This window comes from Paeniglutamicibacter sp. NPDC012692, assembly GCF_042901625.1.
Lineage (GTDB): Bacteria > Actinomycetota > Actinomycetes > Actinomycetales > Micrococcaceae > Paeniglutamicibacter.
Genome location: NZ_JBIBDE010000007.1, coordinates 146,236 through 167,985 on the forward strand (window position 1 = coordinate 146,236; position 21,750 = coordinate 167,985).

Here is a 21,750-nt window from a genome sequence, read left to right on the forward strand (position 1 = left end):
ACGGTAATCAGGTGCCATAAACAATCGTCGTCTGGGCTCTCCTGTGGCGGGGGAGCCCAGACGTCACCGATCGTGGAAGACCATCATGCGGTTTAGGCGAAGGCGGAAATCCCGGTGATCGAGCGGCCGATGATCAGCGCCTGCACGGTCTCGGTGCCCTCGTAGGTGTGGATCGCCTCGATGTCGGCAATGTGCCGCGCTACGCGGTTGCGCAGCAGGATGCCGTTGCCGCCGAGCAGGTCGCGGGCGTTGGCGGCGATGGTGCGGGCTATGCGCGTGCAGGTGAACTTCGCCAGCGACGCCTGCACCGGGCTCAGCGTCCCGGCCTCCTCGCGGCGGGTGGCCTGCATGACCATCAGCTGCATGGTGGCCAGCTCCGAGTGCATGCGGGTCAGACGTTCCTGGACGATCTGGCTGGCGGCCAGCGGTCGGCCGAACTGGATGCGCTGCGCGGCGTACTGCACCGCCGTCTCGTAGCAGGCGGTGGCGTGGCCGACCGCGGACCAGGCGACGCCCAGCCGCGTCGCGAAGAGCACCCCTGCGGTGTCCTTGAAGCTGTTGGCGCCGGGCAGCACGTGGGAATCCGGGACGAACACGTTCTCCATGCGGATGTGCGCCTGCCAGATGGCGCGCAGCGAGAGCTTGCCCTCGATGGTGGTGCCCGCGTAGCCCTCCCATTCCTGCTGGACGATGAAGCCGCGGACGCTGCCCTCCTCGTCGCGGGCCCATACGATGGTCACGCCGCCGACCGAGCCGTTGCCGATCCACTTCTTCTCGCCGCTGATGCGGTAGCCGCCCTCCACGCGCACCGCGCGGGTTTCCAGCGAGACGGAGTCCGATCCGTGCGTCGGCTCGGTCAGCGCGAACGCGCCGAGCACCTCCGCGCTGGCCAGCTTCGGGGCCCAATGGGCGATCTGCTCGGGCGAGCCGCAGTCCACGATCGAGCGCAGCGCCAGGCCGGCCTGCACGGCGGCGATGGTGCCCACCGAACCGTCGGCGCGGGAGAGTTCCATGTTGACCAGCCCGGCGGCGAGCACGCTCATCTCCGGGTAGCCATCGAGGGCCAGGCCGTCGCGCAGCAGGTCGAGCTCGCCCAGGCGCTTGGCCAGGTCCAGCGGGTACTCGGCCTTGTCCCAGTGGCCGTCGATGACCGGGCGGACCTCTTCGAGGCCGAACTTCCGGGCGCGGTCCCAGTAGGCGCGGTCGGCCTCCGGGATGTCCTCCAAGACGCCCGCGGGGTCGACGTCGACCTCGCCCCACAGCTCGTATTCCGGTTCGACGACTCCGGCGGGGAACTCGGTGGCGAGGTTGGTTTCGATGCTCATGAGCCGATTCCGGCCTTTCTGGTGCGGGGAGGATGTCACTTCGCACCAGCATACTGGAACTGAGTGTCAGATCAAGGCACTGCATTTCAGGGTGTCGAGGTTCAGGACGGTTGCCGATCCCGCCATTCCTCGGCGAGCATCGCGTAGGCGAAGCCGTCCAGCCAGCCGGCATCGCGGTGCAGCGCGGCCGCGACCAGGTGGGATTCCCGGCGCATGCCCAGGCGTTCCATGAGCCGCCACGACGGCCGGTTGTCGGCGAAGCACCGGGCATGGACCCGGCGCAGTCCGAGGTCGGTGAAGCACAGTCGCAGCACCCGCTCCACGGCCTCGGTCGCCAGGCCGCGCCCGGCGAATGCGGGATCCAGCGACCAGCCGAGTTCGGCCTCGGTCCCGGCGCCGGCCCGCGAGGCCTCGCGCTGGGTCCACGCATCGTTCGGCCGCACGACGACCTCGCCGATGACCCTGCCGTCGGATTCAACCACCAGCCGACTGCCCAGGTGTGCGGGGTCCCGGAACGAACGGGCGTAGCTTTCGTAGTCCTTCCACGCCGCGGTCACCCAGCGGGAGGACTCGGGCAACCTGCGGTAGGCCCACGTTGCCTCGGCGTCCGCCGGGGTCGCGGGGCGGATGCCCAGCCGCTCGGTCAGCAGGGGCCACGCGGACCCGGTGTGCAGGTTCGTGGGTGCGGAGGTGTCCATCCACCGATGCTAGTGCAGCCGGTGCCGCCCCGGCGCTCAGCCGTTGGCGCGGTTCAGCGCCTCGCGCACCTGCTCCACGACGGCCTCGGTGTCGGGGGCGCCGCCTGACACCGTGATCACCACGGTCGTCGACTGGCTGTGTTCCGGTTCGCCGGTCGCCTCGAGCGCCGGGGTGAAGAGCGCCGCCAGCGCCAGCAGCTCGCGCTCCAGGTCGGGGCGGCGGGTGTCCTCGGGGTGCTTGAGCCAGCGCCGCAGGTGGTCGTTGTGCACGGAAACCACGCCGGAGGCGAAGGCGATGCACAGTGCGCGGCCGTGCGGCAGGTCGTAGAGGCCGCGGTCGCGCAGGTGGTTGCGGAAGGCGCGTTCGTAGCGGTGCGTGGAGACCAGTTCGCGGTCGCGCAGCGACGGCACGTCCTGCAGCAGCCTGTGGCGCAGGCTTGCGGCCTCCGGCCGGGCGGTGTGCTGGTCGAAGACCACCAGGCCGGCGTTCACCAGGGTCTGCACCGGCCCCAGCGAGGACGTCGCCAGCATGGTTTCCAGGTGGTGGATGATCATTTCCTGGTCGGCGAAGACCATCTCTTCCTTGGACCCGAACCGCCTGAAGAAGGTGGAGCGCGAGATGCCCGCGGCCTGGGCCAGCGCGTCGACGCTCGTCGCATCGAAGCCGTTTTCAACAAGGAGGCGCAGTGCCGCGTCGGGCACGGCGGAAGAGGTGATCATGCACGCGAATTTAGCACGACACGTCCGCCACGGGGATGTTCTGCCGGTACAAGTCACGGGATGTGGGCAAGCCAATAGCCCGGCCGCGAACCGCCGATCGGGCGGCAAACCTAGCCGTGCCTCGCCGGTAAACCATAGGGTGGGAAGGGAACCGACCGACACACACCCAACGAGCAGGAGAATTACCCATGGGCTTCAACATTGCAAACGCGGCACTGCGACTGACCTCGGGTGCCTACATCCTCAATAGCGGCGTCGGGAAGCTGCGGCTTCCCGCGGAAGCCGCGCAGGGCCTGCAGTCGATGACGGCCAACGCGATCCCGCAGGTGGCAAAGGTCGATCCGGCAGTCTTCGGCAAGGCCGTGGCCATGGGGGAAATCACCCTGGGCGCGATGCTGCTGACCCCTTTCATCCCCTCGAAGTTGGCCGGCTTGGGGCTTGGCGCCTTCGCCGGGTCGCTGCTCGCGATCTACCTGAAGACGCCGGGCATGACCGAGTCCGACGGCATCCGCCCTTCGCCCAACGGCGGGGCCATGGCCAAGGACTTCTGGCTGGCAGGCATGGCCGTGGCGCTGGTGTGCGGCCGCGGCAAGGGCAAGACGAAGATCAAGGAAGTCGCCAAGCCCGCCAAGAAGTAGGCACGGCCTGCCGGGCGCACCCCGGGCATGACAAAAGCGCCGGAGGGCCGCAGCGAATTGGCAGCGGCCCTCCGGCGCTTTTGCGCGTCTGGCGGGTCGGGGTCAGTCGGCCCGGGGCTTGGAGCCCTTGCGGAACATCAGCGCCACCACGGATGCGGCGATCGCCACCAGGCCCGGCAGCAACAGCGCCTGGCCCAGGGCCAGCGAGAACGCCTGGTGCAGGAACTCCGGGACGACGCCGCCCATCCCCGGCTCCCCGCCGGTGCCCAGCACGATCGACGAGGCGCCATCGGAGCCCGTCTTGGCGATGGCGGCCACCGCCTTCTGCGATTCGGCGGAGATGCGCGATTCCATCATGAGGGCGATCAGCGCGGAGCCGAGGACCGCCCCGACCTGGCGGGTGGTGTTGTAGATGCCCGATCCGGCGCCGGCGTCGGCCTGCCCCAGGTCGCGGGTGGCGGTCAGCGAGACCGACGGCCAGATCATGGCCGAACCCAGTCCCATGAACACCGGCGGAATCAGCAGCACCCAGAACGGGGTGTCCTCGCGCAGGATCATGCCGTACGCGGTGATCGACGCGCCAAAGAGGAAGAACCCGGGGACTGCGAAGTACTTGGCCTCCACGTGGCTCACGCGCTTGCCGATGATCGGCGCCAACACGCCCGCCACCACGGCCATGGGCGCGAGCATCAGCGCCGAGAGCGTCGGGGTCAGCCCGCGCACGGACTGCAGGTAGAGGATCATCGGGAAGCTCATGGCGGTGATAGCCAGCCCCATGAACGCGATCGCGACGTTGGCCAGCGAGAAGTTGCGGTCCTTGAACAGGCCCAGCGGCACCAGCGGCTCGGCCTTCGTCTTGGCCTGCCAGAGGACAAAGAACCCCAGCAGGACGACGCCGGCGATGATCAGGTGCCAGGAGCCGATCGGGCCCAGGAACGGGCCCCAGTTATGCCCGTTGCCCTCCTGGATGCCGAAGACCAGCAGGAACATGGCGGCCGCGCTCAGCCCGACGCCCAGCCAGTCGAAGGAGTGGGAGTGGCGCTCCAGCTCCGGCACCTTCAGCAGCACGCGCCAGATGGCGAACACGCCCACCGGCACGTTGACGAAGAAGATCCATTCCCAGCCCAGGGTGTCCACGAACACGCCGCCGAGGATCGGGCCCACCAGCGTGGCGATGCCGGCGACCGCACCCCACAGGCCCATGGCCGCGCCGCGGCGGGCGTAGGGGAACATGCGGGTAATGAACGTCATGGTCTGCGGGCTCATCATGGACGCGCCCAGGCCCTGCACCACGCGCGCGGTGATCAACGTTTCGACGTTCGGCGAGAGTCCGCACCACAGCGAGGACAGCGTGAAGATGGCCAGGCCGATGAGGAAGATGGTGCGCGGGCCGAACCTGTCGCCCAGCCGGCCGGTGATCAGCAGCGGCACCGCAAACGCCAGAAGGTAGGCGCTGTTGACCCAGATCACCCCGTTGATGTCGGTGTCCAGGCCGTGCATGATCGCGGGCATGGCGGTGGAGACAATGGTGGAGTCCACCAGGATCATGAAGAACCCGATGACCAGGGCCCACAGGGCACCCCACGCCACCTTGTCCTGGGCGGCTTGCGCCGTTTCTGCTTCGGTCTTGTTCTCGTTCACCGAACGAGCCTACGCCCCGAGGCCGCGCCGCGACAGGGGCATGAGCCGCAGCTCACACCGCGGGGCGCCGCGCCCGACCGGCCGTCGGGATGGCCATGCGACTAGGGAAGATGGACGATGCCCTCGATGCAGGTCACCGCGTTCCCGGAAATCCAGACGCCCTCGGCGGTGCGGTCCACATGCAGGATCGCCGAGCGGCCCAGCCGGGTGCCCTGGCGCACCGTGTAGTTCTCCGGGGCCAGCCCGGATCCCGTCAGCCAGATGCCGAACCCGGCGTTCAGCGAGCCGGTGGCCGGGTCCTCCGGCAGGCCCTCGCCGGGGATGAAGGCGCGGACCTCGTAGTCGGCGGGGGCGCCGGTCACGGCATTGGTGAACCGCTGGTCGGAGCGGCGCTCGTCGGCCTCGGAGAGCGGGCGCAATTCCTCGCGGGCACCGGCCGGGCGATCGGCCCGGGACTGCGGGTCATATGAAGCGGTGGGGATGCCGGCGGTCGTGTACGGGCCGATGACACCCACCTCCAGGCCGTTCAGCGTCTGGTAGTCGGGCTCGAGCCCCAGCACCAGGTCGGCGTCGCGCAGCAGCAGCCCGGCGAAGTTCGGGCCGTTGACCAGCCACTGGTGGGCCAGCACGTCGCTGCGTTGCAGGCCCAGCCCGGTCAGCGCCCATTCGAGCACGTCCTCCTCGAGCTCGCCGGAGCGCACCAGCGGCGGCGCCTTGAACGCGAGCCGCTCGGGGTCCGTCGGCTCCTCGCCCGGCACCCGGCGGACCTCGATGAGCCCGGCCCCGCACTGCTGGACGACGGCCGCGGGATCCTTGGGAACCCCGCCGGACTCGAGCCACGCGTGGGCGGCGCCCAGGGTGGGGTGGCCGGCAAAGGGCAGCTCCGTGGTGGTGGTGAAGATCCGCACCCGGTAGTCGGCGGTCGGCTCGGTGGCGGGGAGCAGGAACGCCGTTTCTGCCAGGTTGGTCCAGTTCGCGAAGTTCAGCATCTGCTCGTCGGTGAGGTCTTCACCGTTCAAGACAATTGCCAGTCCGTTGCCCATGTAGGGCGCGGAGGAGAATACGTCGACTTGTTTGTACGGGCGGGCGATACTCATAAGAGAATCGTGGCACATCGGGCGCTGCACCGTGCAGGATGACGCCGCTTTGTCATGCAATGCGCAGGTCGCGGCAGAGCGGGCGTCGTCGGCGAACCCGGCGGCGACCACCACCGGAACGGCGATGCCCCGCCGCGCGGCTTTCGCCGGCGGTGAAGCATCGCACAGCGGGGCGGTGGCCGCTACCAGTGGTGGGCCACGTCGATGACCAGCATGCTGGTGTTGCCCGAACCGGTGAGCACGAAGGTCCGGAACGGCAGCCGTGCCCGGACCCCGAGCCCGAAGGACGTCTGGCCCTCGAAGCTGCCCAGGAAGGCCACCTGCCTGAACGTCGTGTAGCCGGAGACGTTCTTGGCGCGCGTCCAGTTGGACGGGTTGTAGGTCGGGGTTCCCGAAGGGGTGTACGCCGGCGCCCTCACCACGATCTGCAGGTCGGCGGCCCCGGCGAGCGGAACCCGCCTTCCCTGTCCCTCGGTGTAGACGGCGGCGACGTAACGGACGTCGTAGCCCCTGGCCTTGCCCTTGAGGTCGATCACCAGGCGGTCGAAGCACGCGTGCCTGCCGGTGCGTACGTTGGTGATGTGGCCGCTCGAGTAGTGTGCCGCGGAATCCGCAGCAGAACCCCAAGTGATTCCGCAATACGGGGCGGCCGAAGCGGTGGCGATTGGTGCCGCGGGCGAGATGCCGAGGCCTGCGGCCACGAGGACGGCGGCGACGGCGGCAGCGAATTTCCTGTTCATTTTTTCACGCTTTGGAACGGTAGATCTGGATAGTGCACGCATAGGATGCTCCAGCCGCGGAACCGGCGCAAGGGGATATGCCGAAATCGCATGGCACTGCAACCTGCACGAGACATTCGCTACGCGGGCACCGGATTTTCAGGTTTCGCCCAAGACCGTGTGACAACCTAGTGCATATGCTGCCTTTTGCCACAGGAACCCTGGACAACACCCTCGACAGCACCGTCGACGGCGTCCTCGAAAACACCAACGCCCTGCCCGAACCGCTACGGCCGTGGATCGTCATCGGCATAGGCCTGCTGGCCGCCGCGGTCATCGCCACGGTGGTTTCCCTAGTGGTGGCCAGGACGCTGCGCAGCAAGCCCGAGCTGGCCAAGGACGCAGCCCGCGGCCGCATGCCCCTGTGGTGGGCGCTGAACTTCGCCTTCACCAAGATCTCGCTGGCGATCACCGTCGCGGACAGCCAGTGGATCAGGCTTTGGCAGTTCATGCTGCTGCTGGGCCTGGTGCTCTCACTCGCGTGGCTGGTGACGGTGCTGCTGGGGCTGCTCGAGGACATGGTGCTGGCCAAGTACCGGACCGACCTGGAGAACCCGCGCCGGCTGGCCAAGATGCAGACCCAGGTCGGGCTGCTGCGTCGGGTCGCCACGGTGCTGGTCATGGTGCTGGCCGTCGCCGGCACGCTGCTGACCATCCCCGAGGTGCGGGCGCTCGGCGCCGGCCTGCTGGCCTCCGCCGGCCTGATCTCGGTGGTCGCGGCGCTCGCCGTGCAGTCCTCGCTGGCCAACGTGTTCGCCGGGCTGCAGATCGCCTTCACCGACGCGATCCGCGTCAACGACACCGTCGTGGTGGAAACCCAGCGCGGCAACATCGAGGAAATCACGCTCACCTATGTGGTGGTGGTGTTGCTGGACGGGCGCCGCATGATCATCCCGTCGACCTACTTCACGACGACGCCGTTCGAGAACTGGTCGCGCCGCACCACCGAGATCAACGGGTCGGTGCTGCTGGACCTCGGCTGGAATGCGCCGATCGAACACCTGCGGACCCGGACCGAGCAGCTGCTGGCCTCGACCGACCTGTGGGATGGCCGCGTCGGCTCGCTGAACGTCACCGACGCGATCGGCGGCATCCTCAAGGTCACGATCGCCGTCAGCGCGCGCAACCCCGGGGACCTGTTCGACCTGAAGAACTACGTGCGCGAGCACCTGATCGCCGAGTTGCACCGGGACTACCCGGACGTGCTGCCGCAGCCGATGGTCCCCGGCACCCCCGCGGTCTAGTGCCGCACCCGCGCTGATGCGGATGCCACCGTCGAAACCCGTCGATGGCGACGGTACGCCGTCGGTCCGACGAAGCAGGAACCTGGGCCCACGAACATGTCCTGCCTGCGGTGGCTGCGGCTTCAGTTCGTGTCTGGCTCGTGATCTGAAAGACGCCGAACCGTGTCTTTGGCCTGACACGATTGAGGCAGTAGTCTTCCCAAGGAGTTGATATGGGTTCTCGCCCTTCCAAGATGTCCGGCCAATGGCGGGCGATCGCCGCTGGATCGCTCTTGACGGTTGCCGCGGTGTGTTTCGCAGGCTGGCAACTTTCGAGCATCGCCGTTGCGGATTCCGCGCCGCAAACGGCCCGACCCGTGAGTGATGCCGCGTACCTCCTGGATTGCAGCCTGAATGCGGTCAGCCAGCCCAGCACGTATTCCCTCTTGTGCGGAAACGGTACCTACGCACTGGATGACTTGCGGTGGGAATCCTGGGGCTCGGAGGAGGCCCGGGCCACCGGAACCTACTTCGAGAAGGAATGCGTCCCCAACTGTGCCCAGGGCATGTTGCAGGGTTACCCGGTGCGGGTTGAGGCCGATGAAGCCCGGCATGCCGGAACCGCGGTGATTTACGAGCGGCTGACGGTCCGTTTCGAGGGGGCCCGCCCGCAATGGCTGGAAAACGGCGACAGCATCAGTTACGACGTCAGCAGCGCCGAACGTCCAGAAGCCATGGATTCCCCAGCCAAGTGAGCAATGCATTCATCGATCGGACGTCCCCGGCGGTCCCCGGCTCCAGGACGCGTGTGCTGCTCATCGAGGACGACGCGGACGTGCGTGAAACCACCCAGATGCTGCTCGAAAGGCACGGCTTCTCGGTGCGCACGGCCGACGACGGCCGCACCGGTTTTGCGGCGCTGAAGGCGGAAACCCCCGATGTTGCCGTCATCGACATCGGCATGCCGGATGTGGACGGCCTCACCTTGACCCGCATGATCCGCAACTCGAATTCATCATTGCCGATAGTCCTCCTGATGGCCAGGGACCTGACCTCCGACATGGTCCGGGGCCTGTCAATGGGAGCGGATGACTACGTCACCAAGCCTTTCGACGGCGCAGCACTCGTCGCCCGCATCCTTGCCCTGCTCCGCCGGACCAGACCCGCGGTCCGCGACATCGAGCAGATTGGGCAAATTTGCGTCGACCGGGCCGCCATGGTGGTTCGCAAGGGCACCGAGGAGATCGCCCTGACCGCGACCGAATTCCGAATCCTGGAACTTCTTCTCGACCATCGGGGCCGGGTACTTAGCCGACGGCAGATTCTCGAGCATGTTTGGGGTGACCAGGGATGGACGGAGGAGCGGGTGGTCAACGTGCATATCCAGCGACTGCGCGCCAAGCTTTCCGAGGACGTGATCCTCACCGTGCGGGGCGCCGGATACCGGGCGATCGGCACATGAGGGGCCCCCAGTGGCGCACGCCCGTGCCGGTAAGCCGGGGGCCGGAGTCGGTGAAATGGTGGGCTTCCCTGCGGTTTCGCACCGGGATCCTGATGACCATGACGTCACTTCTGATCGTGCTGGTGTTCGGTTCGTTTTCGGTTCATTCCACCGGAGCCAGCGCCCTTGAGCGCTTGCGTTCGGAAGCCGTGGCAGTGCTTACCGCCTCGGTCGCCACCTATTCCTCCACCGGAACCGTCCCGACATCCATTTCGCTGGATAGCAAGTCCCTGCCGGCCGGCCTGGCCGACGCCGCACGGCCGGATACCGTCGTGACCTACTACGACGGACACAACGTCTGGGCCGTCCAGGGTTCCAACGGCCACCTGCTGTCACTGGCGATCTCCGACGAGGGCATGCGGCAGGAACTGGGCAGCCTCTTCAAGGTCCTGCTCTGGGGTGCCTTGGCGGTGATTGCCCTGGCCAGCATGACCGGGTGGGTGGCCGCCAGCGAGCTGACCCGCCGCATACGAACCGCGGCCCGCGCGGCCAGGCGCATCGGCCAAGGCGAACTGGCGACGCCGATCGGGATCGCCGGAAGCGACGAGGTGGCGACCATGAGCATTGCCATGGAGCAAATGGCATCCTCGCTGGCCACGATGATTGAGCGGGAACGGGCCCAGACGGCCGACGCGGCACATGAGCTGCGGACGCCGCTGACGGCTCTGGTCTGTTCCGCCGAACTGCTCGAGGAGAGCCGCGCGGCAACCCTGGTTCGCTCCCAGGTCAAGCGCCTGCGCACCCTCATCGAGGAATTGCTTGAACTGGCCCGTCTGACGTCCGCGGAGGAAGCAGCCACCCTGACCGCGGAGGACTTGGGATCCGTGGTCGCCCGGATCATCGCCGGCCTGCCGGCCGACAGGTCCTGTGAGCTGAGGATAGTGGACTCCGGCCGTGTACTGGTTGAGGAACGCCGGCTGGAACGGGTCCTTTCCAACCTTGTCCTGAATTCCCACCGCCACGGAAGTGGACCCGTGAGCGTGATCGTGGAGGGTTCGGTTGTCAGCGTCTCCGATCAGGGGCCCGGGTACCCGGAAGGGCTCTTGCGCGACGGTCCGCGAAGATTCAGCAGCAGCGGAAAGTACGCAGGATCGGGGCTTGGCCTGGTGATCGCCAGCCACTATGCACAGTCCATGTCGGCAATCCTGACGTTGGCGAACCCGGCACCGCAGGGGGCGCTCTCCAGCGTGGCGCTGCAGCCTTCCCCGCCGCTCGGCACGGACCCGCAGGGGCCGGAACCCGATGCGTCCGACGGGCACCCGGCACCCCGGGTTGGATTACACGCGGGATGATGGGGCGCCGGGAAAGGGGCTCCGCCCAGGGTGCGCCCAGGACTGCAGGCTACAGGCGCAGCGCCGCCGGACCGTAGTCCTCGCGGCGGCGGGCGGCAGCGGTCCGCTGCTGCAGGATCGCCACCATCTGGTCGACCTTGCCGATCAGGTCGCCGATCTCCGCATCGTCGCGGTCGACCCAGCGGGTCAGCGGCTCGTCGTGCGTCGGCACGAATTCGATGTGCGGTTCCCAGACGAAGAGCGTCCGCTCGGCGCCCAGCACGTACTGCTGCCAAAACATCTGGCGCAGGTAGTGCCGCGGGATCGACTTGAACGGCTTGTTGGTGGTCTTGATTTCCGACAGCTCGACCGCGCCCGTCTCCCTGATGCCCAGCCCGTCGGGGGTGGCCAGGTGGATGCGGTTCTCCGCGGCGTGGAAGAGCTGGGTGGAGGGGGCGATGCCGAAGTTTTCCTGGACCCACGCGGCGATCACCGGCTCGCGGTTCCGCCCGTGCTCGGTGTACGGGTTCCCGCCGAAGCTCGAGCCGTTCAGCTTGTCCCAGGCGGCCGACTGGATGCTGCGCGGGGTCGAGAGCTTCGCCGCGTCGGTGGCGGTGATGCCCTGCGAACGCGCCCGCAGCCAGGCGATCCGGTCGGAGGAATCCGCAACGATCCGGCCCAGGCAGGGCGCGGCGGGGGCATCAATCGGCAGGGAAGTCACCCGCCCATTCTTCCCAACATTTGCCCGATCGACTAACCGGGGCACCGGCCCGGGGTGTTTCCCCACGTCGAAGCAGGACGGCCGGCCTCCGTCCGGCTCCGCGCAGACGCGCCCGGACCCGACAACCGGGCGGCCGTGCGTCCCCCGACCGGAGCCCCGGCCGGAAACCTAGCCGGAACCACCGCCCGGGCGTAGCCTGAAACCAGGGGAGGGATTGCGGCTGCGATCCGCACGGATGCGGCCGGCAACCCCGGAAGAACCTCGGCCGGATCCCGCGGCCGTCCCCGGCATCCGAACCACCGCAAGGGAGCCACCAGCCATGGAACGCATACTCGGCGTCAACACCTGGGTGTGGACCTCGCCGCTGACCGACGCATCGCTGAAGGACGTCGCCGCGCACGTCGCGAGCCTGGGGTTCGACGCCATCGAACTCCCGCTGGAACACCTCGGCGACTGGGACCCCGCCGTCGCCCGCGAGATCCTCGCCCACCACACGCTGACCCCCGTCGTCATCGGGACGATGCCGCCGGGCCGCAACCTGGTCGACGCCCCGCCGGGGGAAATCTCCGCCACGCAGGACTACCTGCGCGGGGTCATCGACGCGGCGGCGACCCTCGGCGCGGCAACGGTCGCCGGCCCGTTCCACGTTGCGACGGGCCGCACCCGGTCCATGGGGGAGCCCGAACGCGAGGCGGCCTACCTGCAGCTGCGTTCCAGCCTCGCCCCGCTGGTCGAGCACGCGGCCGGCCACGGCGTCACCCTGGCGATCGAACCGCTGAACCGCTACGAAACCTCCCTGGTCAACACCGTCGACCAGGCCTTCGACGCCCTCGAGCCGCTGCTCGGCCCCGGGCTCGGCCTGGCGCTTGACACCTTCCACCTGAACATCGAGGAGCGGGACATCGCGGCCTCGGTGGCCCGGGCCGTGGGGCACATCGCGCACGTGCAGGTCAGCGGCAACGACCGCGGCACCGTCGGCGCCGACCACTTCGACTGGCACGGGTTCCTGCACGCGCTGGACCTGGCCGACTACACCGGGCCGCTGTGCGTCAAGAGCTTCGCGGGCACCAACGACTCGCTCGCCACGGCCGCCTCCATCTGGCGCCCGCTGGCCAGCACCCAGGACGCGCTGGCCGCGGATTCGCTGGGCTTCCTCAGGAACCTGCAGGCCGGGGGACTGCGCTGAGCCCCGCCGCGAACGCCGTGGGGCGGGCCGCTAGTCCATCGCCAGGGCGGCCGCGGCCAGCACCTGCCGCACGCTGGGCACCCCGGAGGCCCTGAACACCTCGGTCCCGTTGCTCCGCACCACCAGCGTGGGCGTGGACTCGATGCGCTGCGCCTCGGATTCCCGCAGGTTGGAGAGCACATCGACCTCCCGGATCAGGGCGCGGGGCAGCAACGCGGCGGCGTCCCGGAGCACGGAGCGGGCACGCACGCACGGTGCGCAGAAGGCGGAGGTATAGAGCACGAGTTCCATCAACCGTGTGCAACCGCGGTCGGGCGGATTCGATTCCCGATCGCCGGTGCGGCCCCCACGACCAGGCCCTGCCGCCGCGCGTCTCCACCCTGGGTAGGAGGCCGCATTCGCGCAAGTCATCATCTGCTCCGATGCCCGGCGGCGCGGATCTTGAAATGCTGGTGGCATGATCGACGCAAACCTCGCACCAGACACCCCGCCGAACCCGGCAGCAACCCCGTCAGTAACACCGTCCCCGCATCCCGTGCTTGCCGCCCGGGCCCTGCGCCGCGCCTACGGATCGACCCTGGCGCTGGACGGCGTGGACCTGGACATCCGGGCCGGCGAATCGGTGGCCATCATGGGCCCGTCGGGCTCGGGCAAGTCCACGCTGCTGCACACCCTGGCCGGCATCGAGCGCCCCGACTCCGGCTCCGTGCTGCTCGCGGGAACCGGCACCGCCCCGCGCGACATCACCGCGCTGGGCGAGGGGGAACGATCCAGGCTGCGCCGCGAGTCCTTCGGCTTCGTCTTCCAGTCCGGGCTGCTGATCCCGGAGCTCACCGCGGCGGAAAACGTCGCGATGGCGCTGATGATCAACGGCGTGCCCCGGGCCGCGGCCCTGCCGCGCGCCGCGCAATGGCTGGCGGCGCTGGGCCTGGCCGGCCTGGAGGAAAGGCGCATCGGCCAGCTTTCCGGCGGGCAGGCGCAGCGGGTGGCGATCGCCCGCGCCCAGGTCACCGGCGCGCGGGTGACCTTCGCCGACGAGCCCACCGGCGCGCTGGACTCGGCCACCGGCGCCGAGGTGCTGGCGGTGCTGATGGATTCCACCACGGGGCGCGGCAACACGCTGGTCATGGTGACCCACGATGCCGACGTGGCCGCACGCTGCGACCGGATCATCCGCCTGCGCGACGGCCGCATCATCGCCGAGCACACCGCACATCCGGCGGCCGCCAACCCCGCCACCGCCAACCCGGGACGGGCGTACTGATGCGCGCGCTGTCCCTGGCCTGGCTGCTGGGCAGGCCGAGCCGCGAACGCCGCGCCCCGATGCTGCTCACCGCCGGCGCCTACGCCCTGGTCTCCGCGCTGGTGCTCACCGTCACCGCCGGCGCCCTGTCCTTCAACCGCGTCCAGAACGAGGCGACAGGCATGTACCAGATGCTCGCCGGGCTGGCCGTGGTGCTGCTGGTGGTGCCGCTGGCCGTGCTGGGCGCCGCGGCCGCGCGGCTCTCGGCCCGCAGCCAGGACCGCCGACTGTCCACGGTGCGACTGCTCGGCGGCACCCCGGGGCTGGTCGTGGGCATCACGGTGGTCGAATCCGCAGCCGTTGCGCTGTCCGGGGCGCTGGCCGGCACTGTGCTCTATGCGGGGCTGGCGCCGCTCGTCGGGCTGGTCCACTTCCAGGGCTCCGCCATCGGCGCGGCCATGTGGCTGGATCCCGGGGTGGTCGCGCTGGTGGTCGCCGGAGTGGTGGTGGTCGCGGCGGCCTCCGCGGGCTTCGGGCTGCGCCGGATCATTGTCTCCCCGCTGGGCGTGCGCAACCGTGTCCAGGCCCCTGCGCCGCGCTGGATCCGCGCGCTGGTCGTTGCCGTGCTGGTGCTGGGCGTCTACCAGGCGTTTTCGATGATGGCGGCGTTCCAGTCGATCGCGATCATGGTTGCCGTGCTGCTGGGCGGCTTCGCCGTCGGGCTCGGCGCGCTGAACCTGGTGGGCCCGTGGGCGGTGGGGCTGATCGGCAAGGCCAAGCTCAGGCGCGCCGAGCGGCCCGAGCAGCTGCTCGCGGCCCGCATGATCCTGGAGAACCCGGCGCAGGCCTGGCGGCAGGTCTCCGGCGTCGCGATGACCTGCTTCGTCGCGGTGGTCGGCGGCAGCGGGGCGGCGCTCATGCGGGCCGCCGCGGGGGAGTCGGCCGCCGGCAGCCCCGACGCGCTCATCGGCGCCGACGTGATGACCGGCGTGCTGATCACCATCGGCGTGTCCTTCCTGTCGGTCGCCTGCTCCACCGCGATCACGCAGGCCGCGGCCACCCTTGACCGGGCCGACCTCTACGCCGGCCTGCACATGCTCGGCGTCGAACGCGCCACCATGGAAAGGGCCCGCACGGGATCCGTCATGGCCCCGGTGATCGGCGTCGGGATCGGCGCGATCGTCGTCAGCGGCGTGCTGGTGCTGCCGCTGGCCGGCCTGGCGATGATCATGGCCCCGCTCTCCGTGGCCGTCATCCTGGGCACGCTCGTGGCGGGCACCCTGGCCGTGCGCGGCGCGGTGGCACTGACCTCCACCGCACACACGCTGAAGACCGGCCGCGTCGGCTAGCTAGTCCCAAGGAAACGGCACTGCCCCGGAAACGGCACTGCCCCGGGCACCGATCGATCGGTGCCCGGGGCAGTCGTTGTCTGCGCGTGGTCAAGCGCGCGGGAATCAGGAAAGCGGCGCGCCCCACGTGGCGGCAAGCTTCGACTTGCGGCGGCCGTAACCCAGGTAGATGACCGCGCCCACGGCCATCCAGATCGCGAAGACCACCCAGGTGGTCACGCCCAGGTTCAGCATCAGGTAGCCGCAGAAGGCGATCGCGAGGATCGGGGTCAGCGGGTAGAGCGGCACCTTGAAGGTGCGCGGCAGCTCCGGCTGCGTGCGGCGCAGGACGATAACCGCCAGGGACACCAGCGAGAACGCAAAGAGCGTGCCGATGCTGGTCGCGTCGGCCAGCTGGCCCAGCGGCACCAGGCCCGCCACCAGCGCCACCGAACCGCCGGTGATCCAGGTGCCGGCCACCGGGGCGCCGTTGCGCTTGGAAATCCGCCCGAACACCGCCGGCACCATGCCGTCGCGGCTCATCGCGACCAGGATGCGGGTCTGCCCGTAGAGCACCGTGATGACGATGGAGACGATGGACAGCACCGCGCCGGCGGCGAAGAGCAGCGCCACCCAGCCCTGGCCGGTGACCTCCTCGAGCAGCTGCGCCAGCGCGGCCTCCTTGCCGTCGAACCAGTTCCACTGGCGGGCGCCGATCGCGGAGACCGCCACCAGGATGTACAGCGCGGTGATGATGGCCATCGAGAGCACGATCGCCCGCGGCAGGTCGCGCTGCGGGTTCTTCGCTTCCTCGCCGGCCGTGGAGGCGGCGTCGAACCCGATGTAGGAGAAGAACAGGCGGGCCGCCGCGGCGGAGACGCCCGCGGTGCCCATGGGCAGCAGCGGGTCGAAGTTTCCGGAGGTGAACGCGCTGAAGGCGATCACGATGAAGAAGAGCAGCACGGCGATCTTGATGAACACCAGCACCGTGTTGACCACCGCCGACTCGCGGGTTCCGCGCACCAGCAGCACCGTGGCGAACAGGACGATCGCCAGCGCCGGGATGTTGAACACGCCGCCGTCGGTGCCCGGGGGATTGGTCAGCGCGGCGGGCAGGTCAAGGCCCAGCGTGCGGGCCATCTCGTTGAGGTACTCGCCGGCGCCCACGGCGATCGCGGCGACCGACACCGCGTACTCGAGCACCAGGCACCAGCCGCAGATCCAGGCCAGGCCCTCGCCCATGGTCGCGTACGTGTAGGTGTAGCTCGACCCGGACACCGGCACGGCGCCGGCCATCTCGGCGTAGGACAGCGCCGCGAACAGCGCCGCGAGGCCGGCGATCGCAAAGGAGATCCAGACCGCGGGCCCGGCCATCGGAACCGAGGAGGAGAGCACCACGAAGATGCCGGTGCCCAGGGTGGCGCCGACGCTGATCATGGTCAGGTGCAGCAGCCCGAGGGTGCGGCGCAGCTTGGGCCCGTCGCCGGTTCCGTTTCCGGCCTCGGCGATGAACGCCTCGATCGGTTTGCGCGCGCCGAGTTGTTGGCGCAGCGTGGGCCTGCCCGTGGCCGGTGCAATGTTTCGCGTGGTCATGCAGAGAATCTTCGCACCGTTCGACGACGGCGGATTCGGGCAGGTTTCGCCCCGGATCCACGAAAAACCCCGCAATATGCAGGTCAATGAATAGTTATGAGCATCCTCGCGGCGCCCGGGATGTGGGCAAACTTACCCCGAATTCCTAGTGGTTAACCGGTTTTTGCCGCTTTTCCCGCGCAGGAAGGGGCTCGGTGCCCATGCAAACTCATGCAAGGGCGCGCACCCCGATGCATGACCCCGGAGCAACCTGGCGCCACCGAACGCGGCCTCCGCGTCCACATCAAAACGGGAGCGCCCAGCGGCCCCAAGGCCAACAAACGCTCCCGTTTTCCGAAGGAATTCCCGCAATCCCGCGCATAAATCGGGCAAATCACCGACCTCGCCCAGGAATCTGGAAGGAGGCAGGGCAAACCCTACGCGAAGTACACGCCGATCCGGTTCCCGTCGATCTCCTCGATCCGGATGTCGATGTCGTACACGTCGCGCAGCACCTCGCCCCGCATGATCTCCGCCGGCGTCCCCTGGTGCACCAGCGAACCGTCGCGCATCGCCAATATGGTGTCCGAGTAGCAGGAAGCGAAGTTGATGTCGTGGATGACGATCACCACCGTCTTGCCCAGCTCGTCGGCCAGCCGGCGGATCATGCGCATCATCTCCACCGAGTGCTTCATGTCCAGGTTGTTCAGCGGCTCGTCCAGCAGCAGGTAGTCGGTGTCCTGGGCCAGCACCATGGCGATGTAGGCGCGCTGGCGCTGCCCGCCGGAGAGCTCGTCGAGGAACCTGTCGGCCAGGGCGGTGAGGTCCAGCTGCGCCATGGCGGAGTCGATGTGCACGCGGTCCGCGGCCGTCGGGTGCCCGCCGGAATGCGGGAAGCGCCCGAATCCCACCAGGTCGCGCACGCGCAGCCGCATGGTGATGTGGTTTTCCTGCCGCAGGATCGCCATCGAGCGGGCCAGGTCCTTGCTCGGCGTGCGGGCGATGTCCAGCCCGCCGATCGACACGCTCCCGGCATCCATGGGGGACAGGCGGGAGATCAGCGAGAGCAGCGTTGACTTGCCCGCGCCGTTGGGCCCGATGATGGAGGTGACGCCGCCGGCCGGGATCACGGTGCTGACGGAATCGACCACGCGCGTCCCGGAGTAGGACTTGACCAGGTTTTCGATGCGGATCACTTCAGGGAACCCTTCAGGAGCAGGTAGAGGAACAGCAGGCCGCCGGCGAACTCGATGATCACGCTCAGCGCCGTGGCGAAGCCGAAGACCCGCTCGAGCACCAGCTGGCCGCCGACCAGCATGATGACCCCGAGCAGGCAGACGACGGGGATGAGGGCCGCGTGCGAGAACCTGCGCACCATTTGGTAGGCCAGCGAGACCACCAGCAGCCCGAAGAACGTCACCGGCCCCACCAGCGCGGTGGACACCGCCACCAGGATGGAGCAAAGCACCAGCACCAGGGTGACGATGCGCCGGTGGTCGACGCCCAGGTTGATGGCGGTCTCGCGGCCCAGCGCCAGCACGTCGAAGCTCTTGCGCAGCCGCCACACCACCACCAGGATCGCCAGGACAATCAGCGCGGAGATCCCCAGCAGCACCGGGTCCACCTGGTTGAAGGACGCGAAGAACAGGTCCTGCAGCACGATGTACTCGCTGGGTTCCATCAGCCGCTGCAGTAGCGAGGAGAAGCCGCGGAAGAGCGTGCCGATCACGATGCCGACCAGCAGCATCAGGTGCAGCGACCCGTTGCCGCCGGTGAACAGCCAGCGGTAGAGCAGCGCGGAGAACACCACCATCAGCCCCACCTCCACCGCGAACTTCAGCGACGGGGACGCCGTGAGCAGCGTGGAGGAGCCCAGCGCGAAGACCAGCGCCGTCTGGATCAGGATGTACAGCGCGTCGAACCCCATGATCGACGGGGTCAGGATGCGGTTGGACGTCACGGTCTGGAACATCAGCGTCGACAGGCCGACGGCCACCGCGACCACCAGCATCGCGCCGACGCGGATGCCGCGCCGGGTCAGCGCATAGGAGAGATTCCCGCGCAGGTCGATCGTCATGAACAGCACGATGGCCAACACCGACAGCACGCCCAGCAGCGTGATCAGCACGGCGGGGGACATGCGCTTGGGGGAGAGCGACCGCCAGGAGAACGATCCCGGGGGGAAACGCCGCCCGGGCCGGGAGCCGCCGCCCGAATGTCCGGGGGTGAGGTCGGCGTCGCCGTCGGGGGATGGCGGGGTGGATCGGGCCAGGGTCTTAGGCATGGGACTTCCTGGTTCGCAGCAGCAGCGCCAGGAAGACGGTCGCGCCGAGCACGCTCATGACCATGCCCACCGGCACCTCGTAGGGGTAGCGGATGGTGCGGCCGATCACGTCGCAGACCAGCACGAAGCCCGCGCCGAAGAGCGCCGTCCACGGCACCGCGCGGCGCAGGTTGTCGCCGAAGAGCAGCGAGACGATGTTCGGCACGATCAGCCCCAGGAACGGCACCGACCCCACGGTCGTGACCACCACGGCGGAGATCAGCGAGACCAGCACCAGGCCCAGCCGCATGATCGCCCTGTGGTTCATGCCGAGGTTCGTGGTGAAGTCCGCTCCGAGCCCGGCCACCGTGAACCTGTCGGCCGCCACGTAGCCGATGAGCGTGAGCACCGCGACGATCCACAGCAGCTCGTAGCGCCCGCGCAGCACCCCGGAGAAATCGCCGATCATCCAGTTGCCCAGCGTCTGGAGCAGGTCGTACTTGTAGGCGAAGAAGGTCGTCACCGAGCCGATCACCCCGCCGAGCATGATGCCGACGATCGGCACCAGCAGCGTGTTGCGGGACGGCAGCCTGCTCAGCACCGCCAGGAAGAGCGCGGTGCCGCCGATCGCGAACACCGACGCCACGCCCATTTTCAGGATCAGCGGCGCGGCCGGAAGCGCGACGGTGACCACCAGGATGCCCAGCGTCGCCGATTCCACGGTGCCCACGGTCGACGGCTCGACGAACCTGTTGCGCACCATCAGCTGCATGATCAACCCGGCCACCGCCACGGCGGTGCCGGCCAGCAGCACGGCCAGGGTGCGCGGGAGCCGGGAGATCCACAGCAGCTCCCAGGCCCCGGCGTCGCCGGAGAGCAGCTGCGGCAGGGTCACCTCGGAGACGCCGACGAACAGGCTCACGAACGCGAGGGCCAGCACGCCGATCGTGCCAACGGCCAGCCAGGTGGTTTCGGAAATCTTTCGGGTACGCCGAACGGCCGCCGCGGGATTTTCATCCGCGGCGACCGTCTCGGGTAGCGCTGCTGCACTCATGATGTGTGGCGAGGGGGTCGATCGGGCGCCTAGAGGCCCGCGGCGACCTCGTCGATCATCTTGTTGGTGTTGTTCAGGCCGTAGCCGACCATGTACCAGGCAGTCGGATCCAGGTTCACGATCTTCCCGTTCTTCGCGGCGTTGGTGGACTTGACCAGCTCGTTGTCCAGCACGGCCTTGGAGGCCTCGCCCGCGGTGCCCATGGCCGAATCGCGGTCGACCACGTAGAGGGTGTCCGGGTTGTTGGTCTTCAGGAACTCGAAGGAGATCGATTCGCCGTGGGCGCCCTCGGACTTGATGTCGGCGACGGTGGCAACGCCGAGCACGTCGTGGATCAGGCCGAAGCGCGATCCCGCACCGTAGGCGGTCAGTTCGCCGCCGGAGGTCATGATGATCAGGCCCTTGCCCGCGTTGGCGCTCTTTGCCTTGGTGTCGGCGATCTTCGTGTCCAGTGCGGCGAGCTGCTCGTCGACCTTGGTCTCGACGTCGAAGATCGTGCCCAGCTTGCCGGCCTGTTCCTTGAAGGACTCGAGCGGCTTGGTGGCGTCCACGGACAGGTCCACGGTCGGCGCGATCTTGGAGAGTTCCGCGTAGGAACCCGAGGTGCGGCCGGTGATGATGATCAGGTCGGGGTTGCCGTTGGAGATGGCCTCGAAGTCAGGTTCCTTCATGGAGCCGATCTTGGTGACCTTCGCGTCGTTGTACTTGCCCAGGGAATCCGGGTAGGTGGTTTCCGGAACGCCGTCGGCCTCGATGCCCAGTGAGTTCATCGAATCGAGCACGCCCAGGTCGAAGGTGTAGACGGTTTCCGGGTTCACCGGAACCTTGGTCGTGCCCTGTGCGTGGGTGATTTCAACGGTCTTTGCGTCTGCCGCATTCGCACCGGCTTCGGTGGAGCCGCCGCAAGCGGTCAGGGCAAGCAGGGATACGCCGGCAGCTACGGTGCCGAGGGCGGTCCGGAAGGAAATCTTCACTGTCTTTTCTCCGTTGATGGTGCTGAAGCAAGAGGCGCGGGGCAATTAGCAAACAACCTCGTTGCGTAAATGAACTTAGGTGAAACGCTATAGATAAGGCGTGCCTATGCGCAAACCGTCGCCGGGCCTCCCCGGGTTGCCCTGGCGTAGGTTTGCCTAATAAACCCCGTCACCTCGCGGTTTTGGGATCACGGGCCGCCTGAATGTGATCTCCAACACGAGTGAAGTGGCGGGCGAAGCGCCACCCCGCGCCGACCTCGTCCGCGTAGGGGTGCGCGTGGCTTGCGGCCGGCAGTCCCGGGGCGGGTCGTGGATCGACAGCCGCGCCCGCCCGGCGGCGGCCTTCAATTTGGGGACGCCGACTCCGCCCGGAAATGGTTTGGGTGTGACATCGGATGGTGGATACATGCCCTGCTAGTGTCGCGTCAACCGCCGCAAGGCTGGCTTGGCGCGGGGGTTGCGCCGGGCCCCGGCAGGGTGATCAACCTCGCGTCAGGACTGTCCGGATGGCCCGAC

21 protein-coding genes are annotated in these 21,750 nt (G+C 68.5%); 8 read left to right on the forward strand and 13 right to left on the reverse strand.

What is annotated here, in order from left to right:
- Positions 1-92: 92 nt before the first annotated feature.
- The 3 genes from ACFY5D_RS19850 to ACFY5D_RS19860 form a co-directional block, all read right to left on the reverse strand.
- A complete protein-coding gene (locus tag ACFY5D_RS19850) occupies positions 93-1,325 on the reverse strand; it encodes an acyl-CoA dehydrogenase family protein (RefSeq protein ID WP_387533904.1) in 1,233 nt (410 codons plus the stop codon).
- 101 nt (positions 1,326-1,426) lie between these two features.
- Positions 1,427-2,023, reverse strand: a complete 597-nt coding sequence (locus ACFY5D_RS19855) for a GNAT family N-acetyltransferase (RefSeq protein ID WP_387533906.1) — start codon at positions 2,021-2,023, stop codon at positions 1,427-1,429.
- Positions 2,024-2,059: 36 nt separating this feature from the next.
- Positions 2,060-2,743 carry a TetR/AcrR family transcriptional regulator gene (locus ACFY5D_RS19860; RefSeq protein WP_387533908.1) on the reverse strand — a complete coding sequence of 228 codons (684 nt, stop codon included), beginning with the start codon at positions 2,741-2,743 and terminating at the stop codon, positions 2,060-2,062.
- 188 nt (positions 2,744-2,931) lie between these two features.
- On the opposite strand from ACFY5D_RS19860, the gene ACFY5D_RS19865 reads away from it, so the two are divergent.
- Complete coding sequence (locus tag ACFY5D_RS19865; protein WP_387533910.1) at positions 2,932-3,381, forward strand: hypothetical protein; 450 nt, start codon at positions 2,932-2,934, stop codon at positions 3,379-3,381.
- Positions 3,382-3,483: 102 nt separating this feature from the next.
- Here ACFY5D_RS19865 and ACFY5D_RS19870 read toward each other — a convergent pair whose 3' ends face one another.
- The 3 genes from ACFY5D_RS19870 to ACFY5D_RS19880 all read right to left on the reverse strand — a co-directional run bounded on the left by ACFY5D_RS19870 (position 3,484) and on the right by ACFY5D_RS19880 (position 6,859).
- Complete coding sequence (locus ACFY5D_RS19870) at positions 3,484-5,022, reverse strand: DHA2 family efflux MFS transporter permease subunit (RefSeq protein WP_387533912.1); 1,539 nt, start codon at positions 5,020-5,022, stop codon at positions 3,484-3,486.
- A 101-nt stretch (positions 5,023-5,123) separates the two neighbouring features.
- Positions 5,124-6,119 carry a PhzF family phenazine biosynthesis protein gene (locus tag ACFY5D_RS19875; protein WP_387533914.1) on the reverse strand — a complete coding sequence of 332 codons (996 nt, stop codon included), beginning with the start codon at positions 6,117-6,119 and terminating at the stop codon, positions 5,124-5,126.
- 182 nt (positions 6,120-6,301) lie between these two features.
- Positions 6,302-6,859 (reverse strand): hypothetical protein, encoded by a 558-nt coding sequence (locus ACFY5D_RS19880; protein WP_387533916.1) that lies wholly within the window; start codon positions 6,857-6,859, stop codon positions 6,302-6,304.
- A 176-nt stretch (positions 6,860-7,035) separates the two neighbouring features.
- Here ACFY5D_RS19880 and ACFY5D_RS19885 point away from each other — a divergent pair, with 176 nt between their 5' ends.
- The 4 genes from ACFY5D_RS19885 (at position 7,036) to ACFY5D_RS19900 (ending at position 10,914) form a co-directional block, all read left to right on the forward strand.
- Entirely contained in the window at positions 7,036-8,142 is a 1,107-nt protein-coding gene (locus ACFY5D_RS19885; protein WP_387533918.1) for a mechanosensitive ion channel family protein, read from the forward strand.
- A 212-nt stretch (positions 8,143-8,354) separates the two neighbouring features.
- On the forward strand, positions 8,355-8,876 hold the full coding sequence (locus ACFY5D_RS19890) for a hypothetical protein (RefSeq protein WP_387533920.1): 522 nt from the start codon (positions 8,355-8,357) through the stop codon (positions 8,874-8,876).
- Positions 8,873-9,583 carry a response regulator transcription factor gene (locus tag ACFY5D_RS19895; RefSeq protein WP_387533922.1) on the forward strand — a complete coding sequence of 237 codons (711 nt, stop codon included), beginning with the start codon at positions 8,873-8,875 and terminating at the stop codon, positions 9,581-9,583. Before ACFY5D_RS19890 ends, ACFY5D_RS19895 begins: the two co-directional genes overlap by 4 nt.
- Before the next feature lie 98 nt (positions 9,584-9,681).
- Complete coding sequence (locus tag ACFY5D_RS19900; protein WP_387533924.1) at positions 9,682-10,914, forward strand: ATP-binding protein; 1,233 nt, start codon at positions 9,682-9,684, stop codon at positions 10,912-10,914.
- A gap of 49 nt (positions 10,915-10,963) precedes the next feature.
- Here the strand turns inward: ACFY5D_RS19900 and ACFY5D_RS19905 are convergent, their stop codons facing one another.
- Complete coding sequence (locus tag ACFY5D_RS19905) at positions 10,964-11,614, reverse strand: YqaJ viral recombinase family protein (protein WP_387533926.1); 651 nt, start codon at positions 11,612-11,614, stop codon at positions 10,964-10,966.
- Between the two features lie 319 nt (positions 11,615-11,933).
- Between ACFY5D_RS19905 and ACFY5D_RS19910 the strand changes: the two genes are divergently transcribed.
- Positions 11,934-12,800 (forward strand): sugar phosphate isomerase/epimerase family protein, encoded by an 867-nt coding sequence (locus tag ACFY5D_RS19910; protein WP_387533928.1) that lies wholly within the window; start codon positions 11,934-11,936, stop codon positions 12,798-12,800.
- 30 nt (positions 12,801-12,830) lie between these two features.
- Here the strand turns inward: ACFY5D_RS19910 and ACFY5D_RS19915 are convergent, their stop codons facing one another.
- Complete coding sequence (locus ACFY5D_RS19915; RefSeq protein ID WP_387533930.1) at positions 12,831-13,091, reverse strand: thioredoxin family protein; 261 nt, start codon at positions 13,089-13,091, stop codon at positions 12,831-12,833.
- Positions 13,092-13,257: 166 nt separating this feature from the next.
- Here ACFY5D_RS19915 and ACFY5D_RS19920 point away from each other — a divergent pair, with 166 nt between their 5' ends.
- A complete protein-coding gene (locus ACFY5D_RS19920) occupies positions 13,258-14,064 on the forward strand; it encodes an ABC transporter ATP-binding protein (protein WP_387533932.1) in 807 nt (268 codons plus the stop codon).
- Entirely contained in the window at positions 14,064-15,392 is a 1,329-nt protein-coding gene (locus ACFY5D_RS19925; protein ID WP_387533933.1) for a permease, read from the forward strand. Before ACFY5D_RS19920 ends, ACFY5D_RS19925 begins: the two co-directional genes overlap by 1 nt.
- A 105-nt stretch (positions 15,393-15,497) precedes the next feature.
- Here the strand turns inward: ACFY5D_RS19925 and ACFY5D_RS19930 are convergent, their stop codons facing one another.
- The 5 genes from ACFY5D_RS19930 to ACFY5D_RS19950 form a co-directional block, all read right to left on the reverse strand.
- Complete coding sequence (locus ACFY5D_RS19930) at positions 15,498-16,964, reverse strand: amino acid permease (protein ID WP_387533935.1); 1,467 nt, start codon at positions 16,962-16,964, stop codon at positions 15,498-15,500.
- Positions 16,965-17,380: 416 nt separating this feature from the next.
- A complete protein-coding gene (locus ACFY5D_RS19935) occupies positions 17,381-18,139 on the reverse strand; it encodes an ABC transporter ATP-binding protein (protein WP_387533937.1) in 759 nt (252 codons plus the stop codon).
- Positions 18,136-19,227 carry an iron chelate uptake ABC transporter family permease subunit gene (locus ACFY5D_RS19940; RefSeq protein ID WP_387533939.1) on the reverse strand — a complete coding sequence of 364 codons (1,092 nt, stop codon included), beginning with the start codon at positions 19,225-19,227 and terminating at the stop codon, positions 18,136-18,138. Before ACFY5D_RS19940 ends, ACFY5D_RS19935 begins: the two co-directional genes overlap by 4 nt.
- Positions 19,220-20,260, reverse strand: a complete 1,041-nt coding sequence (locus ACFY5D_RS19945; protein WP_387533941.1) for an ABC transporter permease — start codon at positions 20,258-20,260, stop codon at positions 19,220-19,222. The genes ACFY5D_RS19940 and ACFY5D_RS19945 overlap by 8 nt, the downstream gene beginning before the upstream one ends.
- A 29-nt stretch (positions 20,261-20,289) precedes the next feature.
- Positions 20,290-21,234, reverse strand: a complete 945-nt coding sequence (locus tag ACFY5D_RS19950) for a siderophore ABC transporter substrate-binding protein (protein WP_387533942.1) — start codon at positions 21,232-21,234, stop codon at positions 20,290-20,292.
- Between the last annotated feature and the right edge of the window lie 516 nt (positions 21,235-21,750).

What these genes read in the sequence shown, in the direction of transcription:
- ACFY5D_RS19850 (WP_387533904.1), bottom strand. Translation starts at nt 1,325, where the DNA reads ATGAGCATCGAAACCAACCTCGCCACCGAGTTCCCCGCCGGAGTCGTC.
- ACFY5D_RS19855 (WP_387533906.1), bottom strand. Translation starts at nt 2,023, where the DNA reads ATGGACACCTCCGCACCCACGAACCTGCACACCGGGTCCGCGTGGCCC.
- ACFY5D_RS19860 (WP_387533908.1), bottom strand. Translation starts at nt 2,743, where the DNA reads ATGATCACCTCTTCCGCCGTGCCCGACGCGGCACTGCGCCTCCTTGTT.
- ACFY5D_RS19865 (WP_387533910.1), top strand. Translation starts at nt 2,932, where the DNA reads ATGGGCTTCAACATTGCAAACGCGGCACTGCGACTGACCTCGGGTGCC.
- ACFY5D_RS19875 (WP_387533914.1), bottom strand. Translation starts at nt 6,119, where the DNA reads ATGAGTATCGCCCGCCCGTACAAACAAGTCGACGTATTCTCCTCCGCG.
- ACFY5D_RS19880 (WP_387533916.1), bottom strand. Translation starts at nt 6,859, where the DNA reads ATGAACAGGAAATTCGCTGCCGCCGTCGCCGCCGTCCTCGTGGCCGCA.
- ACFY5D_RS19885 (WP_387533918.1), top strand. Translation starts at nt 7,036, where the DNA reads ATGCTGCCTTTTGCCACAGGAACCCTGGACAACACCCTCGACAGCACC.
- ACFY5D_RS19890 (WP_387533920.1), top strand. Translation starts at nt 8,355, where the DNA reads ATGGGTTCTCGCCCTTCCAAGATGTCCGGCCAATGGCGGGCGATCGCC.
- ACFY5D_RS19900 (WP_387533924.1), top strand. Translation starts at nt 9,682, where the DNA reads ATGACGTCACTTCTGATCGTGCTGGTGTTCGGTTCGTTTTCGGTTCAT.
- ACFY5D_RS19910 (WP_387533928.1), top strand. Translation starts at nt 11,934, where the DNA reads ATGGAACGCATACTCGGCGTCAACACCTGGGTGTGGACCTCGCCGCTG.
- ACFY5D_RS19915 (WP_387533930.1), bottom strand. Translation starts at nt 13,091, where the DNA reads ATGGAACTCGTGCTCTATACCTCCGCCTTCTGCGCACCGTGCGTGCGT.
- ACFY5D_RS19920 (WP_387533932.1), top strand. Translation starts at nt 13,258, where the DNA reads ATGATCGACGCAAACCTCGCACCAGACACCCCGCCGAACCCGGCAGCA.
- ACFY5D_RS19925 (WP_387533933.1), top strand. Translation starts at nt 14,064, where the DNA reads ATGCGCGCGCTGTCCCTGGCCTGGCTGCTGGGCAGGCCGAGCCGCGAA.
- ACFY5D_RS19930 (WP_387533935.1), bottom strand. Translation starts at nt 16,964, where the DNA reads ATGACCACGCGAAACATTGCACCGGCCACGGGCAGGCCCACGCTGCGC.
- ACFY5D_RS19940 (WP_387533939.1), bottom strand. Translation starts at nt 19,227, where the DNA reads ATGCCTAAGACCCTGGCCCGATCCACCCCGCCATCCCCCGACGGCGAC.
- ACFY5D_RS19945 (WP_387533941.1), bottom strand. Translation starts at nt 20,260, where the DNA reads ATGAGTGCAGCAGCGCTACCCGAGACGGTCGCCGCGGATGAAAATCCC.